Annotated in this window: 2 protein-coding genes and 1 pseudogene; all 3 read left to right on the top strand. The window is 68.6% G+C overall.

Annotation, left to right across the window (positions count from 1 at the left end; genetic code table 11):
- The first annotated feature begins 413 nt into the window (after nt 1–413).
- Complete coding sequence (locus WS66_RS06125; RefSeq protein WP_059600463.1) at nt 414–12,746, top strand: LWXIA domain-containing protein; 12,333 nt, start codon at nt 414–416, stop codon at nt 12,744–12,746.
- Between the two features lie 174 nt (nt 12,747–12,920).
- Nucleotides 12,921–13,055 (top strand): annotated as a pseudogene (locus WS66_RS34855) (IS5/IS1182 family transposase); the annotation flags it as partial.
- A 511-nt stretch (nt 13,056–13,566) separates the two neighbouring features.
- Nucleotides 13,567–17,667, top strand: a complete 4,101-nt coding sequence (locus WS66_RS06135; RefSeq protein ID WP_059600462.1) for an autotransporter domain-containing protein — start codon at nt 13,567–13,569, stop codon at nt 17,665–17,667.
- Nucleotides 17,668–17,731: the final 64 nt, after the last annotated feature.

Here is a 17,731-nt window from a genome sequence, read left to right on the forward strand (position 1 = left end):
CGATGCAGGGTGTTTCCGTCGAATCGGCGCGCAATGGAACCATCGCGTGGGCGGAAGGATTCGGCAGGGCCGGGACGGCTCAGCGTGAGCGTCGGTACTTTCAGGAGCCTGCGGCGGATGTCGTCCGGGTGGTGATCCAACGCGCTGGGTCGTGTGTTGCTCGTTGGCGGCGGCATGTATTTCTGGTCTCGTGAGCAGCACCCGGCAAAATTTGCCGCCCGAAGCGGCAACGGTCGAATTGCCGCGTCGGGTTCATTCCGTTCGTAGCAGGAGTCTGCCCGCGCTGCCGCAACCCGGCCGGCGACTACGTAATGCGCGACTTTTTCACGCGTGCCCGTTCTGCACAATGGACCATTGCGCGTGGCCCGTCTGCCGCTGTGCCGGCACGTCACGCATGCCGCGGGAGAATGGACATGGTGTTGATGGCTGTGGGCGGGGGCGGGCCGGTGAACGTGCCGCAGCCGCAGAATGACGACGATCCGGCACCGAAGAACGGGGCAGGCAGCACCCCGCCGGCCCAGACGCCGGAACAGCAGGCCCTCGCGGCCGCGCAGGCCGAGACGCAGCGCCTGCTGCAGCTCGCGCAGGCCGAAATGGCGACGCTCAAGCGTCTGCACGACCAGGGCGCGTCGCAGGCCGATCTCGACAACCAGGTGAAGAAGGCCGAAGCCGCATGGGGCTCGGTGCAGGCGGCCGTCGAGAACCAGATGCGCGTCGCGGCGGACGGCGGCGGCGACACGAATAAGGCGATCGCGGGCGTGGCATCGGATCTGCGCAATGCGTCGCCGAACGATCCGGTGTTCGGCTCGGTGCTCGACGATGCGCAAAAGGCGGTGTCGGCCGAATCGGCGCCTGAGCGGGCGACCAACGTGAAGGCTTTCCAGTTCGCGATGGCGATGCAGAAGGATCAGGCCGCGAACGCCGACGTGCAGCAGTACAACGCGTTGCCGGGCGGCATCCGGCGTGCCGATCCCGACACCGGCGCGCAACTGCGCCAGGCGGCCACCACGGCCGACACGAACGCCGACGACGCATACACGGCACTCACCACCGCGTTGCGCCACGAATACAGCACGTCGGCCGCGACGCTGCGCCTGAACGACGCGAAGGCCGACTATGCGGCGTGGCAGAAGGAGCCCGGCGGATTGCGCCGCGCCGACGAGGCCGACATCACGCAGGAGCTGTCGCAGGCGCAGAGCCAGTACGACAAGGTCGTGACGGGCGGCGACGACACCGCGCTGACCTACGTGACGGCCGACGAGCAGAAACAGGTCGTCGCGTCGGTGAAGCAGAATCACGACGGCATGTGGTACACCGGGCTCGTCGACGCCCTGGGCGAGGAAAGCCAGCTCAAGCGCACGATCGCGACGATCAATCCCGACGATCCGTCGCTGTCGCCGCAGATGAAACAGCTCGCGCAGTCCGACCCGGTCACGTTCGCGCTGTTGCAGGACACCGGTGTGACCGTCGATCCGAACGACCCGAAACTGTCGCCGCAGGAGAAGACGCTTGCCCAGCAGAATCCGCTCGCCGAGGCGTTCGTCAAGCTGACGGGTGTTCCGGTCAGCACGGACGGCAAGAGCGAATCGGACGCGCAAGCCCTGAACGCGCAGATCAACCAGGCGGGCGGCGTGTTCGCGTATGCAATGGCGCACGCCGACCAGAACCAGCCCGGGTACCAGAAGATCAAGCTGCTGCTCGCCGCCGCGCCCGACGTGCGGCTGCAGTACACGAAGCAGCAGGTCGCGCAACTGATGGAGAATCCGGGCAGCAATCCGGGCGCGGCGCTTCAGGTGCTGAACACCAACATGAATGCGTCGTTCTCGCTGGACGAACGCCAGACGCTGTGGACGCAGGCGGGCCAGCCGCATTTCAACGCGAACTTCATCCATTCGCAGATCGATCCGCTGATGCAGAAGCCCGATTCGCAAGCGACGGACCAGGCCAGCATGCAGGCGCGTTACGACGGCCGGATGAATGCCGACAAGGCCGGCAAGTGGATGCAGGACATCCTCGCCAATGCCCCGCCCGAATTCGCGGGCGTCGTGCTCGATACCGTCGAGAAGGATTTCGGCAACAAGTGGACGCAGTCGAACACGGGCACGCCGCAGCCTTACGGCGACGGCATCGAGTTCTACAAGGGCCTCAGCACGGCGGTCGGGCTCGCCGATCAGCAGCCGACCGCGAGCGGCGTGCCCGTGCATCGTGAAGACGACGTCGCGAGTTGGCTGCTCGACGCCAACGGCAACGCGAAGACGATGATCTATACGTTGCGCGGCAGCGATGCCGGCTACGGATTCGACGGTGTGCGGCAGGCGCTGTCGTCGGGCGTCGATCCGTCGTTGTCGAAGGCGCTGCTGTCAAAAATGCAGAACGACGACCGGTTCCGCTCGGGCTTCGCGAACGACTTCCAGCTGCGTTACGACCAGGGCACCAAGAGTGCCCAGGACAAGCAGAACAAGGACGCCGCCAGCGCCAGCTACAAGCTGTTCCAGGCCGATCCGGACAAACAGCTGAAGGCGTATTTCGACGACTTCCAGAAGCACTTCGACGACAAGTCCTATACGTTCACCACCGGCTCCGATCAGATGACGAACTTCGTCGGCGCCGGGCTCGGGATCCAGCCGGACGACCCGGGCGCGACGCCGACCGACCGGAACGACGTGCCGTCGATGGCGCTGCTCGAACAGTTGATCGTCGGCAACGGGCAGTTGCAGAACGGTAGGGCGGTCAACAGCCAGTCGCTGTACGCGAGGAATTCGGCCGCGACGCAGATGATCCAGAACGTCGTCGATCAGATCCGCAAGGTCGGCGGCGACCACGCGGTCGTGTCGCTGGTGCCGATCTACTACGTATCGAAGGGGACCGGCACCGCGCCGAGCGCGCTCTTCAAGGTGCAGGTGGAGGGGCATCCGGACCAGTACAAGCTGATCGACGATCGCGGCTGGAAGTACGACACCGTCGACGACTACCAGCACAACAATGCGCTGTCCGACGACGGCAAGCTGTACGTGCCGAAAAGCCTGACGAACGGTCCGGCGTCCGGCGGTTTCTCGCAATACGAAACGATCGACGCGCACAAGACCGAGTGGTACCAGCACGCCGAACACATCCTCGAAATGGGTGCCGGCATTCTTGCCGCGGCCGGCGGTGTCGTGCTGGTCGCGAGCGGCATCGGGGCACCGGTCGGCGGCCTGATGCTCGGTGCCGCGTGGACGGCCGTCGGCGCGGGCATGGCCGTCGGCGTGCCTGCCGCGATCGGCGACCTGAAGAACCTGAGCGATCACGGCCAGTCGATCGGCTTCGGCAACGTACAGGCGCGCGGCGACTGGATCAGCCTGATCGGCAGTGGCGCGGGCTTCGCCGGCGCCGGGCTCGGCGTGGCGGCGAAGTCGCTCGCGGAGGCATCGTCGCTGCTGCGCACGACGGGGCGGGTCTCCGACCTGCTGACGGCCGCATCGCGCGGCGACGGCGCTGCGGCCGACGTGGCCAGTGTCGGCCGTTTCACGCAGGAAGCCGACGCGTTCCAGTCGCTCGCGCAGACGACGGGCCGCACGGCCGGCGTATTCAATGTCACGGGCGGCGTGATCGGCGGCTACCAGATGGCCGACCAGGGCGTGTCGCTGGTCAAGAACTGGGACGCGATGTCCGATTCCGATCGCGCGCAGCAATTGCTCAACCTCGGCATCGGCATCGCGCAGATGGGGCTCGGTTCGCACACGCTGATGGAGCGGCCGATTCGAGCCATCACGAAGACGCCCGCACCGTCGACGGTGTCGCGGCCGGTCGCGATCAACGTCGTCGACACGTTGTACGGCAACGGACTGGCGAACCAGCGTCTCGCGGTCGGCGAGATCGGCAACCCGTGGCAGCACGCGGAGGAGCAGGCGAACAGCTTCGGCGAACCGGCCGACGACGGCGGCACGGTCGCGCCGGCCGACAAGGGGCTGCGGGCGCGCGTCGCCGCGTGGTTGCGCGCGCACGGCATGCAGGGCACGCCGGACGACGCCGCGATCGTGCCGCGGCTCGCGCCCGACGGCGAAGCGACGCCGGCCGTCGCCGACGCGCTGGCTGGCGACGGTGCATCGACGGCCCGGGCCGGCATGCCGACAAACGGCGCGCATCCAGCGTCCTGGGAGATCCCCGCGCATGTCGCGGCCGATCCGGCGATGCTGAGCGAGGTGGTCGGAGGAATCATCGAGAGCGGCAACCGGCTCGAGGACGTCGAGTACTACGTGTACGCGCTGCAGGATCCCGAAGGCAACGTGCGCAACCCCGAGGAAGACGGGCTGCCCGCGACCGAAAAGGGCAACATCGTCGACGACATGAGCGCGGCGCGGGCGGACCAGCGGCGCGCGAACGCGGCCGACGATGCGAAGGCGCGTGCGGCGGTTGCGCCCGACGAAGACGGCACGATCGGCGTGACGCGCTACACGACGTATCACGACGCCCTGATGGTCGGCGCCGACGGCGTGGCCGGCGGCCGCTACCGGATCGCGCTGGTCGATCAAGGGGCGCTCGCCGCGGACGGCTCGGTGCCGCCCGAAGCGGTGGTCGGCCACGTCGGGCTGACCGACGCCGGCGATGCGTTCATGCTGTCGATGAACGATGCGTACGACCGCACGCTGCGTGTGGTGTACCCGCGCGGCTTCGATCCGCAGAAGCCGTTGATTCGCAACGAGGGCGGCCGGCGCGTCGACGTGATCAACGCGCCATTCGGCATGAGCGAAACGCAGTGGGCCGCGTACCCGCGCCGCGAGGCCGACCTCGCGATCTATTCGGACAACCCGAGTCAGCCCGAGAACCGGCTGCCGGCGGGCGAGCGGCCGTTGATGCCGGTGCCACCCGGCTATTTCGCCGTGTACGCGCATGCGTGGGCCGATGCATTCGCGAGCGCGACCGGCAAGGCGATGAGCGCCGAAGACATGGCCGAGCTGATTCGCCAGAGCGGCTGGGACGGCAAGTCGCCGGTCATTCTTTATGCGTGCGGCGCCGGCACGCGCGTGAGTCCGCTCGCGCAATTGCTCGCGAACGTGCTGGGCGTGGACGTGTACGGCGCAAGCGGATTCGTCGCATGGCGTTCGCCGCGCTATCGGGCCGACGGCAGCCCCGACTCCGGTTATACGGGCGGCATCCTGATCGAACCCGGTGCGCCCGATCAGGCCGGCGTGCCGGACCATTCGGTCAGCGGCGAACCGCGCACGTACCGGTTCTCGCCGGCGCTGGCGGTCATCGACCAGGGCGCGCATCCGGTCGACTGGAGCGGCGTCGCGCCACGCCCGGTGTCGAATCATTGGGGCGGCAGCGCCACGACGGGCGACGCGCGCGTGCCGATCGGCGTCTACGTGTGGCGCCTGTTGACGAAACGCGGCTCGATCATCAATCCGCGCAGCGGCCGGTCGGCCAGCGCGCTCGAGATGACGCATGCGCTGGAAGAACTGGCGTGGAAAGGCTATACGCCGGGCACGCCGATCGCGCTCGAGGGGCCGCGCAGCGGCGCCAATCCCGAGTTGCTGCAGGAATTCGCGGATCTGATCCAGGCGCCGGTATTCGGCCGGCTGGGCGACGACGACGCGGCCGGATGGCGGCGGGCGCTCCCCAATCCGGGCCGACGGCTTGCGCGCTTCGAGATCGAGCCCGACGTGAACGGGAAATTCTCGCCGGGCGGCGCGCAGCCGGTCCGGATCAATCCTCTGGAACTGCGGCCCGTGCCGGGTTCGAACGTCGTGAACCTGCTCGGGCACGCGACCGCTCGGCAGTTCCTGAAGGTGTCGGGGTTCGACATCGCCGAGTCGCACGGCACGGCGCCGCGCGACGTGACCCTGGACAGCGCGGCCGCCGTCACGGAAGGCGGCACGACGATTTCGCCGCGGCAATTCGCGCGCAAGCTGCTCGACGATCCGGCCTATACGGAAGGCAACGGCGTGCTGCTGACGGGCTGCTATCTCGGTGCCGGCGGTTACTCGTTCGCGCAGGAACTCGCGTACGAACTGCAGGTGCCCGTGATCGCGTCGATCACGTCCAACTCGGTGCGCGGCACCGGTGCGCTGGAACTGCATCCGATCGACGACAAGATCGTCCTGCCGGCAAACGATCCCGACGTCGCGACGCGGCTCTATCTGCATCTGCCCGAGGCGCCCGATGCGAGCGACCCGCCGATGGTGTTCGCGCAGCGCGGCGAACCGGCGGCGCGCACGGCCGTGCACGACCATGCACCGGTCGAGCCGGTGCGGGCGATCGACGCGCAGATCGATCCGGACTCGGACAGCGGCCGTCGCGGCGCGGGCGGTTCGCAAGGCGATGGCGGACGCCAGGACGTGACGCCGGGCGGGCCCGTGCATCCGCGGCTCGCCCCCGACGCGGAACCGGGCGAACCGCCAGTCTACGAGCCGACTCCGCTCGTCGAAGTCGGGCCGGGGCAGATCTACAAGGCGGACGAATGGGCCGCACGCGTCGAGCAGGTCGCCGAAGCCGAGGCCGACGACAGCCTGTCAGGGAAAACGCAGAAAATCTATCCGAAGACCAGCCGCGTCTATACGGACCGCCGGATCGCCAACGATGGCGTCGTCACGACGACGGTTCATGGTCAGTCGGTGCTGCAGCCCGGGTTCGACGACGTGACCGGCATCGACGCGACGCACCATCCCGAGTTCCTGCGCCCGGCCGATACACTGCTGATGCCGCCCGACGATCCACTCCATCCGATCGGCGCGCGCGGGCTGATGTCGCCGCCTGGTCATCACGTCGTGTTCGGCCACGGGATATCGGCCGACGCGATGCTGGGCCCGGAAGGCCGTCCGCTCACGCCGGAAGAGGTGGCCGAGCGCGTGGCGCCGCATCTCGAACCGGGGCAGGACGTCACGCTGTATTCGTGCTTCGGCGGATCGAACAAGCACGATCCGCTGCGCATCGCGCCCGGGCAAGTACGGGCGGCCAGCACGACCTTCGCGGCGGCACTCGCGCAGCGCTTGTCCGAGCTGACCGGACGACCGACATCGGTCTGGGCGCCGCCGGACATCCTGCTCGTCGAGCCCGACGGTTCGACCACCGTACGCGGCACGCGGCTGACCGGCCAGGTCGACAAGGATCGTCTGCCGATGCAAAGCTTCCGCGGCGATCCGGCACGCGCGCGCCGGCCGGCGCTCCCCGCAGGACGCGACGCGGAACCGGCCGCGACGACCGCCCGTACCGCGTCGCGCCCGCTCGCCGATCCGCCGCCGCGCCCGACGGTGCCGCGCGTGGCCGATCCGACGTTTGCCGATCCTGACTACGATTTCACCGCGATTCCGGACGACACGTTCGAATCGGTCACGCTCGATCATCCGTTCCGCACCGCGCTGGCCGAACGGCCCGGCGTGATCGGCGACGCGGCGCGCGTGACGCAACCCGGCGGCACGGTGAGCCAGCGCTGGCCGAGCGGCTTCCTGGACGGCCCCGAACCGACCCGCGTGATCGACGGGGTGATGCAGGCGTTCGACGCGGCCGGGTTGACCAACCTGCGCGTGGAATTCGTGACGCGCGACGGCAGCATCGAACTCGGCAGCGGCACCGATTTCGGTGCGCTCGATCCCGAGGACGGCTGGTTCCGGTTCAGCGGCACGGTGCCCGATGCACCGGCTACCGCTGCCGCGCACGCGCCGGCCCGTTCGACGACCGATGCCCGGCTCGCATTGCCGGAAGGCGCGCGGACGGTCGCGCACGACGATCTCGGGCAGGCAATCGATACGGCGCATACCGGCCCACGGAACCACGCATACGTGCGCACCGATGCGTTGCCGGACGGCACCGCGTTCGCACGGGACGACCTGACACCGCAGGAACGTGTCGCGGCCAGCGCGTCAGCGAACCTCGCCGCGGTCGAGGGCCAGGCACCGACCGACGTCGTGCTGCTGTCGGCGCTCGGCCACGATCCGGCTCGCGCGCTGCGCATCACGACGCCCGATGGCGGCGAGCTGGTCAAGCCGGCCGGTGTCGACATGTACGTCGTGCGCACCCGCGACGCGGCGACCGGCGAGGTGTCGTACCGGCTCGTCGGCATCGATCGCTCGGGCTTGCCGGAAGGCTATGCGGCCGTGCATGCGGGCGGCATGCGTGCGGTCGGGGCGACCGACGGGCGCCCGACCTGGCCGACGATCGGCCCGGCGGGGCCGGCGGCCGGCCGCCTTGCCGGCACGGCCGGCGAATCGTCCGGCGCGGCGGCGCCTGCCGCCGTATCCGGTCATGCGAGCCAGCCGGGCGTGCCGCAGGGCGCCGCGGTGGCCGAAGCGAGCGATCCACAGGCGGTTGCCGCGACGTGGCTCGACAGCCTCGGCCGACGCACGCTCACGCGCGTCGATGGCCAGCGCGCGCCGACGCTCGACGGGTTGGGCCGCCAGCTCGGCCCGAACGCGCACGTGCTGATCACCGCGCATACCGACGCGCCGGCCGCCGACGCCGAACACGCGGCGCCGGCGTTCGTCGCGGTGCTCGAGACCAACGAGCACGGCGCGCTCGGCCCCGTGCGGATGCTGGACGGCAAGCGCGTGCCGGGCGCGCTGCGCAAGGCGCTCGGGAAGACCGGCAGCAGCGGGCGCACGGCACGCCGTCAGTTCGATTTCTTCGTGTCGCCGGTGGCGCACGACGAGCTGATGCAGTTCGGCGGCGCGTCGAAGATCGAGACGCGGGACGGCAAGTCGTCGTGGTCCGTGACGGCGTCGGGTCATCCGGTCGACGCCGCGCTCGCCGCAGACGTGGTGAAACTGCACGACGCACCGGGTTTCAAGCGGCCGCGTCAGGCCGTGCGTGCCGTCGAGGGAGAGCGGCGCTGGATTCACGTGGTCGAAGACGAGACGGGCAAGGTGCTCGGCTACGCGGAGCGCAACACGAACCACGAATGGAAGTACTACGAAAAAGCGCCGCTCGGCGACGCCGAGGTTCCCGAGCAGGATCTGCGCACCGTGTTCCGGCGACGGCGCAGGGGCGGCATTCCGGTCCTGCGCTCGCCGCGGCGCGGCATCCGGTTCGTCGTCAGCGACGTCAAGCCGGAAACCGTCGATCGAATCGGCGGCTTCCGGCCGGCGAAGGAAACCACCTCGGCAGAGAAACCGCCGCATCGTTCGCTCGGCGATCTTTTCCAGTCGAAGGTGCCGCTTCGCCGGCCGCTCGAGCGCGCGGAGCAGGGCGGTGAAAGCAACACGGCAACGCGGCCGCCGGTCGATCCGCATTTGCTGCCGTCGCACACATCCGCGCTCAACGCGGTCGATTTCAGCGGCAACAGCGTGCCGCACCTGCTGACTGCGATCCGCAACGGTGCGGTTGACGGCAACCAGCACGTGATCTACGTGTTCAGGACGGACGGCGCCGTGGCCGAGGCGCTCGGCGATCCGGTCGGCGTGATCGCCGCGCGCAACGGCGAGATGCGGTGGTTCGACGCGGTCCGGCACGCCAACAACCCGCATCATCAGGGCGTACCGCTCGACGAAATGCCGATCGGCAACGACCGGTTCGGCTCGGACGTGCATTTCCTGCTCACCCAATTGCCGCCGCGCGCGTTCCTGCGGAGCGCGCGGCCGACGCGCATCGCGGCGCTCGAAGCGCGCGCGAAGGCGCTGCGCGAGCAGCTGTCCGACGCGGAAGCGCGTGGTCAGCATTCGGCGCCGTTCAGGGCGCTCGCGGCCCGGACGCGGCACGGTTACAACGAGGTGCTCAACGACTTGCAGCGCTTGCGGCGCAGCGGCACCGCACCCGCGCCGCTGTCGATCGAGCCGTACCAGCCTGGGCTCTCGTCGTCGACCGTCGTCGCGTTCAGCCTGCGCAATGGTGCGGCGAAGACCGAGCAGTATTTCCCGACGCACGACCAGATCGAGGCCTACAACAAGCAGGCTCAGCGTGCCGGCAAAGTGAATCTCGTGCTGAAGGGCGAGCCGCAGGTCGTGATGGTCGACCCGGGCATGTGGCGCACGCTGCTCAACAAGCTGTACGTCGGGCGCGACGTGTCGACGTCGGCGTCGCGCTTCCTGCCGGTGCCCGGCAAGCTGGGCGCACGCACCCGGCGCTTGGGCGCGGCGACCGTCGCCGACCAGCGGATCCGGTATTTCTTCACGCGCTCGAGCGAAGCATTGCAGGACCGCATGGTGCCGATGGCACGTTCGCTGTCGCTGAGCGACGATCCGGCGCTGATGCGCCAGATCGTCGAGCAGTACGGCGGTGTGACGCCGGTCGTCACGCTCGTGGTCGATCCTCATCTGCTCGCGGCCGTGCTCGGCAAGGCGCACGATCCGGATTTCCTGCGCGCGGTGAAGGCGCTCGGCGACCAGAAGAACGCCGTGTTCGACGGCGAGAACGGGATGATTCATCCGGCGCCGGGCACGGACGGGACGGCACTCGCGCTCGATCATCTCGCACATCTGAATCGCTGGCTCGACGAGGCGGCGCACACCGGCTTCGCGATCCGGCTCGAAACGGCGCCATCGCGCGCGCTCGTGTCCGGCACCGACTACCGGTACCAGTCAGGCACCAACGACGCATACCACGATTACGTGCGCGTCATGACGGCGCTCGAGAAGTGGTCGAACGAACATCCCGATACGACGGCGCCCAACGTGATGGTCACGTTTCACGGCTGGGACGCAGTGCCCGAATCGGTGCCGGGCGCAGGGCACGAGAAGCTGTTGCGCGCCGTGCTCGAGCGCGAGGGGCTCGAATGGGTCCACGTCGGCCTGTCGCTCGGCACGCACGGCGCCGACTTCATCGGCAACCAGGACCTGACCGGCGCACTCGCGAAACTGATCGTCGAGAACCGCGCGCGACCGGAAATCATCGATCGCCTGCACGGTGCCGATGCGCTCACACGCGTGTTCGAGCGCGTCGACCGCCAGACGCTGGCGAACCAGCATCAGCTGCTGTTCGCGGAGGTCGAGCGGATCGGTGCCGCGCAAGGGATGACGCCCGCCGAAGTGGCCGCGCTGCGCCAGAAGCTCTACGAAGGCAACACGACCGTGTGGCTGAACCAGGCGCGCAAGGCGACGATCGAGCATGCGACGGAACACTGGAAGGGCGACGGCAACGAGCCCGGCAACAAGACGGAGAAGGGCGCGCGCAGGTTCGCCGCACGCTGGTTGGAGCAATACGGCGCCAGCGTGCCGGACCGCGTGACCACCCGAGCGCAGCCATCCGCCGCGGACCCGGCCGAACACTGGCGCGCGGTCGTGCGCGATCCCGCGCTGATCAACGATGGCACCAAGCCGATCGGTACAAGCCGGCGGGAGACCGCACAGCTCGCCAAGGTCGAGATTCCCGACGCGAAGCGCGCGCAGGCGGAGCTGCACGCACTGCGCGTGCACGACGAGCCGATCGGCACGAACCGACGTCCGCCGTCGCGACGGCGGATTGCCGGCGAAATGTCCGCCGCCACGCTGGCCGGCGGGACCGGCGCGGGCGCGCTCGTCGCGACGGGCAAGGAGTTCGTGGGTACCGCGACGAATTCGCTGTACGCCGGGCTGCGCGTCGGCCGCGTGTTCCAGGCGCTGCATCACGGCGCGGTCGCCAGCCTGAAGAACGGCGATCCGCGCGTGTTCGATCGCGTCGTCGACCGCCTCGTGCGCGGCCTGCAGAAGCAACTCAAGGCGAACGGGTTCGACGCCGACGCGCGAGGTACGCAGCTCGAACAGATTGCACACGAAGGCAAGGCCGCCGCCGCGCAGTTGCGCGCGCTGAACGAGGACGGGACGCTGTCGTTCGACGAAACCGCGACGCACACGCAGGCGATCGCGGCCGACATGCTCGCGCAGATGCAGGGCGTGGTCGGCGGGACGTCACTGAAACTGCTGCACCATGGCAGTCCGCGGCACTCGGTTGGCCGGGTCGGGCGGCTGTTCGCGCTGGGAGGGTACGGCGGCTCGATCACGATCAACGGAGCCAAGTTCCTCCATGGCGACGGGCTGGCCGGCGGGCAGGCTTTGGGCGGGATCATCAGCGCCGTCTCTACCGGCATCGTCTACAAGGGTGGTTCGCGCGGCGTGAATGCGGAGAATCGCAGTCAGCTGGCGCGGATCGCGAGCGCGACCGGCGACTACGTGACATCGGCCGTTGGTCTGGCAAGCGGCATCCACGGCGCAATGGCCGCCCACACGTTCGGCGACGGGATGACCGGCGTGCTCGGTGCGATGTCCGGCGCGCTGCTGGGCGCCGGCCGCCTGCATACGCAATTCCCGAATGCCACGCCGTGGCTCGCGCGCTTGCCGACCGGCATCGCGCTGTTCCCGGTGGCGATCTTCGGGATCATGCAGGGGTACGGCGTGATCTCGGCGTTGACGGGATCGGACGACAAGGACAAGCATCCCGGGTCGGGTCCGTCGCCGACGCCTTCGGGTTCGAGCAGCACGACGCCGACGCCCGGGGCCTCGCTCGCACCGACGCCCGGGGCGACGACGGCGCCGGCGGCTCAGCCGAGTGCGTCTGCGTCATCGACGCCGAATGCGCCGCCGTCGGGGACGCCATCCTCGTCGGCGCAGCCTTCGACGGGTTCGCCGCGCCCGACGCCAACTCCGCTGACGGTGCAGGTGGTCGCCGGCGATTCGTTGTGGACCATTGCGGAAAATCACGAAGGGTCATTGCTTGCAGCCGCTCGCGTACCGGCCGACGAACAGCAACGGATGTCGGACGGTCAACGGATCAACGTCGCGTTGAACGAGATCCTGCAGCTCAACCCGAACCTGACGAGCAATCCGGGGGAGATCAATCCGGGGCAGCAGGTGATCGTCGGGTGAGGGGGCGCGCGGAACGCGTGCGTGGTCTGGCCGTCGCACGGGGCATACGCGGTCACTTCGACGATCGGGCAGGGAGGGCGATCAGGATTCCGCGCGTGAACGGCAGCGATCTGTGGGAGGCGATCTTTAACAGGCCGTTCAAATACTCCGGTCCGTCCTGCACGATGTAGGTTCCCGAGATCAAGGAAGAGCAGGCCGACGCGAGGAAAGAGCAATGTGGCGCCGGCGCTGCCGAGCGATCTTGGTCATATGCTGACCGACGATCGGCACGGTCTGGTGGTCAATGTTCAATGTACAGGCCAGCCGGGCGAATGGGCCGAAATCGAACGCTTCGCCGTGATCGCCGCGAACGGCCGAAGCGAAAATACGTCCGGCCCGACAGTAACTCAACGATCTGCTAGCCCTGGTTCAGCACGGATACCGCGTACCGCGGATCTGCCCGCCGCCGTGGTAGTCGGGTTCAAGAAGTCCGCCGAGACTGCTGGGGACGGCAGCAGCGGGTGGATGCGCATGGTCAGCAACGCGGGGAAGTGGATGGTTTATCCGCCTGACACAGTGGGAAACAACGCGCCGGGACGACTCAACTCTTTTTTTTCGGGATACGGCCGGATGCCCGGTGAGCGGCGGGTCCGCGACCGCCTTGGCAATGTTTCTTGCGCAGGTGTTATATTGCGCGCGCATGCGTCCCGCCCGGTGAACCAAGAAAGACAGTATCCGCGTACCGGCACGCCAGAGAACGAAAACAGAAACGGGTCCGTCGCGCCATCGGTCCAGGGTCTCCGTGACCAGCGCCATGGGTCCATGCAACGAGGGGATCAACATGAACCGGGTCTATCGGCTGGTCTGGAGCCGCACCTTGCGTGCGCCGCAAGTGGTATCTGAACGCACAAAGGCGGCGCACGGCGGGGGCCGCGCCAGCGATGGTGCCACGCCCGCGCGCCGCTGCACTTCCATTGTTTCCATCGGCGTGTCGCTTGGTCTGGCTGGCGCGGCCTTACCCGGCTGGGCCACCACGTGTTCTACCAGCACCATCGCCAATTGCAGCGCTGCCGGCGGCAACGGCCTTCCGAACCGCAGCGGCAACGGTGGCAGTGGCAATGGCAGTGGCGGCGGTTCATCCGCGCTTGGTCCCGGTAACGCCACGATACAAGTGCCCGGCGGGGCTACTTCGGGTGGCACGGGCGGTACCGGCGCGGTGAACGATAGTGGGCAGGTTGGCCCGGCTGGCGCGGTGGGCGCAACGACCGCCGGGAATACGGTCGTTGGCGCCGATGTTTCCGGGGGGGGCGGACAGGGGTTCGACGGCTTCAACTTTGCCGCAGGTGGCGGCGGCGGCGGCGCTGCCGTGTATTCCACCGGCGCCAGTATCTTCGTCACCCCCGGGGTGACCCTGCAAGGCGGTGCGGGCGGGAATGGCGGGGCCGGCACATCGGGGCCTGCGTCGAATGGCGGCGGCGGCGGCGGTGGCGGCGCAGGATTGATCATGGTCGTGCCTTCCGCAGAAGTGAACAACCAAGGCTTGCTGGTCGGCGGCAATGGCGGCACCGGCGGTGGCGGCGGCAATCCTGGCGGCGGCGGTGGCGGCGGCGACGGGCTACTCACCTTGGGGCAGTCGATCCTGGTCACTAACCAAGGCACGATCACGGGCGGGACGGGCGGTGGCGGTGGGGGTGGCGGCACCACCGCCGGAGACAGCGGTGCAGGTGTCAATCTGGCCGGCGGCTTTAACGTGCTGGACAACTTCGGCACCATAACGGGCGGTGCAGGCAACGGCGGCGCGGCGGGCGTGGGCGTCATCGCAAACAACGACTTCATCGTCAACGGGGGAACGATCAGCGGTGGCCTGTTAAGCGATGGCGTCACGCGCGCGGCGGCCATTCGCTTTAACGGCACGCACAACACGCTGCAGTTTGTCACGGGCTCCAACATCATCGGCAACCTGGACGTAGCGGCAGGCGCAGCTGCCTCGGTCGTCGCCGGGAGCGCCGGCCTTTCGCTTGGCAACAACATCACGCTTGGCGATACCGCGTCGCAGGTCACGTTCGATTCCAGCCTCAACACCTTTGTGATGTCGGGCGCCGTGTCCGGCGCGGGCAACGTGGCCGTGAGCGGCAACCGAACGATCACGCTGACGGGTGACAACACCTATACCGGCGACACCACAATCAGCGCCGGCACGCTGCAGATCGGCAATGGCGGGACCACCGGCTCCGTCGCAGGCAACATCGTCAACAACGGCACGTTGGCGTTCGACCGCAGCGACACGGTGTCGTATGGCGGCACCATCAGCGGGACGGGCAGCCTCGTGCAGGCCGGTGCAGGTACGCTGGCGATCTCCGGTGCCGCCGGCTATGCGGGGAGCACCACCATCAACGCGGGCACGCTCGCGCTGATCGGTGCCGGCAGCATCGCCGCTTCCAGCGGGGTCGTGAACAACGGCACGTTCGATATCTCGGGGACCATCTCCGGGGCGACGATCAATGCGCTTACCGGCACGGGCACGGTTGCGCTGGGTGGCCGCATGCTGACGATCGCCAATGCGGCCGGCACGTTTGGTGGAGCGATCAACGGGACGGGGGCAATGACCGTCGGCGGTGGCACGCAGACGCTGTCGGGGGCGAATACCTACACGGGCGCCACCACCGTCAATGCCGGCACACTGGCGTTGAACGGTGCCGGCAGCATCGCCGCGTCCAGCGGTGTCGTGAACAACGGCACGTTCGACATCTCGGGGACGACCTCCGGTGCCACGATCAATGCGCTCACCGGCACGGGCACGGTTGCGCTGGGCGGCCGCACGCTGACGCTCGCCAACGCGGCTGGCACCTTCAGTGGTGCCATTGGCGGCACCGGCGGGCTCACCGTTGCGGCCGGCACGCAGACACTGTCGGGTGCCAATGGCTTTACCGGAGCAACGTCGATCAACGCAGGCACGCTCGCGCTGTCAGGCGCCGGCAGCATTGCCGCGTCCAGCGGCGTCATCAACAACGGCACGTTCGACATCTCGGGGACGACCTCCGGTGCCACGATCAATGCGCTCACCGGCACGGGCACGGTTGCGCTGGGTGGCCGCACGCTGACGCTCGCCAACGCGGCTGGCACCTTCAGTGGTGCCATTGGCGGCACCGGCGGGCTCACCGTTGCGGGTGGGACACAAACGCTGTCGGGCGTGAACACGTACACCGGGGCGACGATGGTCAACGCGGGCACGCTCGCCTTGTCGGGTGCCGGCCGGCTTGCATCTTCCACGTCGGTCACGCTCGCCAGCGCAACTGCCGCGCTGGATCTGTCCGCCGGCGGCAGTCAGCAGGTCGCGCATCTCTCCGGCGTAGCAGGCAGCCGGGTGGTATTGGGCGGCAATGCGCTTACGCTGTCCGACGACTCGTCGCAAACATTCAGCGGCAGCCTCAGCGGCACCGGCGGTTTGGTCAAACAAGGCGCGGGCACGCTGACGCTGAATGGTGCCAGCAGCGCGTTCTTCGGGACGACGACGGTGGCAGGCGGCACGTTGGCCGTGGGCGACGCGGCTAATGCCGGTGCGGTGCTGGGTGGCAACGTCCAGGTGAACTCGCTTGGCACGTTGCGCGGCCATGGCACGGTATCGGGGGACGTCAGTAGCAACGGCGTGGTCGCGCCAGGTGGCTCCATCGGAACGCTGTCCGTGGGCGGGAACTATACCCAGGGAGCGGGCGGCACCCTCTCGATCGAGGTCAGCCCGACGGAGGCATCGCAACTACGCGTAGGCGGTGCCGCGACGCTCGGCGGCTCATTGGCCATTCTGTTCGATCCAGGCACCTATACCGCCCGCCGCTACACCGTGCTGAGCGCGGCCAACGGCGTGACGGGCCGCTTCGCGAACGTCGGCACCACCACCGCCGGCGCGAATCTCGGCGCGTTGCAGTCATCGCTGGACTACGGTGCCAACGGGGTCGACTTGCAGCTCGCCGAAGCCACCGGGCCGGGCACGCCGGCCAGCCCGACTGTCATCGCACCAACCAAGACCTCTATCTACACGGCCTTGGGCACGACAGCTTTGCTTCAGGCGCAGGGCGCCAGTTCGACGCTGCTCGGCCGTCTGACGGGCCCGCAGATTAACGAGGCGGGTTCCAGCAACGTGTGGGCCGTTGCCAGCGGTTCCAGCACCAAGGTGGGCGGAACGGGCGGCGCGCCCGGCTTCCTTACCCACGCCTACGGCTTCCTGGCGGGCGCGGAAGGGCGGCTCGGCGGTGCCACGGTCGGTGCGGCGGGAGGCTATACGCACACCACGCTGAGTGAAGAAACGACAGGCGCATCGGGTGGCATCGATACGCTGCGCGTCGCCCTGTATGGCGCGCAGCCCATGGGTGCCGTCAACCTGTCGGCCACGCTCGGCTATGGGCTGGATTTCCTTTCGCAGAAGCGGCCATTCGGCAGCCCGGGTACCGCCGAAGGCGATCATCTCGGCCACGAGTTCACCGCCGCCACGCAGGCCAGCCTGCCCATGGACGTTGGTGGCCTCCGGCTCGCGCCGCACATCGGGCTGCGGTATGCCTACGTGCGCGGCAGCGGCTTCGGCGAGAACGGCGCCAACGGCCAGAACCTGCAAGTCGGCCCCGACAGCGCGAGGAGCCTCCAGCCTTACGTGGGTGTCTCGCTCGATAAGACCTTCGGCGATGCCGTGCGTCCCGTCGACGTGCAGCTTCGCCTGGCCTATGCGCACGAGGTGCTGGGCGCGGGCCGCGTCGTGCAGGTGCAGAGCCAGGACGGGACCGTGTTCGCCGCGCCGGGCACCGATCTGCCGCGTTCGTTCCTGACCACGGGCGCCAGCGTTACCCTCCAGGCCGCCAAGACGACCACGGTAGCACTCGGGTTGGATGCGACGATCGACACGAGTCATGTGTCGGCGCAGTCGGCGTATGTGCGGCTCAATCACAAGTTCTAACCGCGTACGCATGGATCCGGCAGTGTGGGTTGCGCTTCGCGCCCGCGCTACCGGCCGCTCGATA

This window comes from Burkholderia sp. LA-2-3-30-S1-D2, from assembly GCF_001523915.2.
Lineage (GTDB): Bacteria > Pseudomonadota > Gammaproteobacteria > Burkholderiales > Burkholderiaceae > Burkholderia > Burkholderia diffusa.

Excerpts from the sequence above, each read along its gene's own strand:
- WS66_RS06125 (WP_059600463.1), top strand. The coding sequence starts at position 414 with ATGGTGTTGATGGCTGTGGGCGGGGGCGGGCCGGTGAACGTGCCGCAG.
- WS66_RS06135 (WP_059600462.1), top strand. The coding sequence starts at position 13,567 with ATGAACCGGGTCTATCGGCTGGTCTGGAGCCGCACCTTGCGTGCGCCG.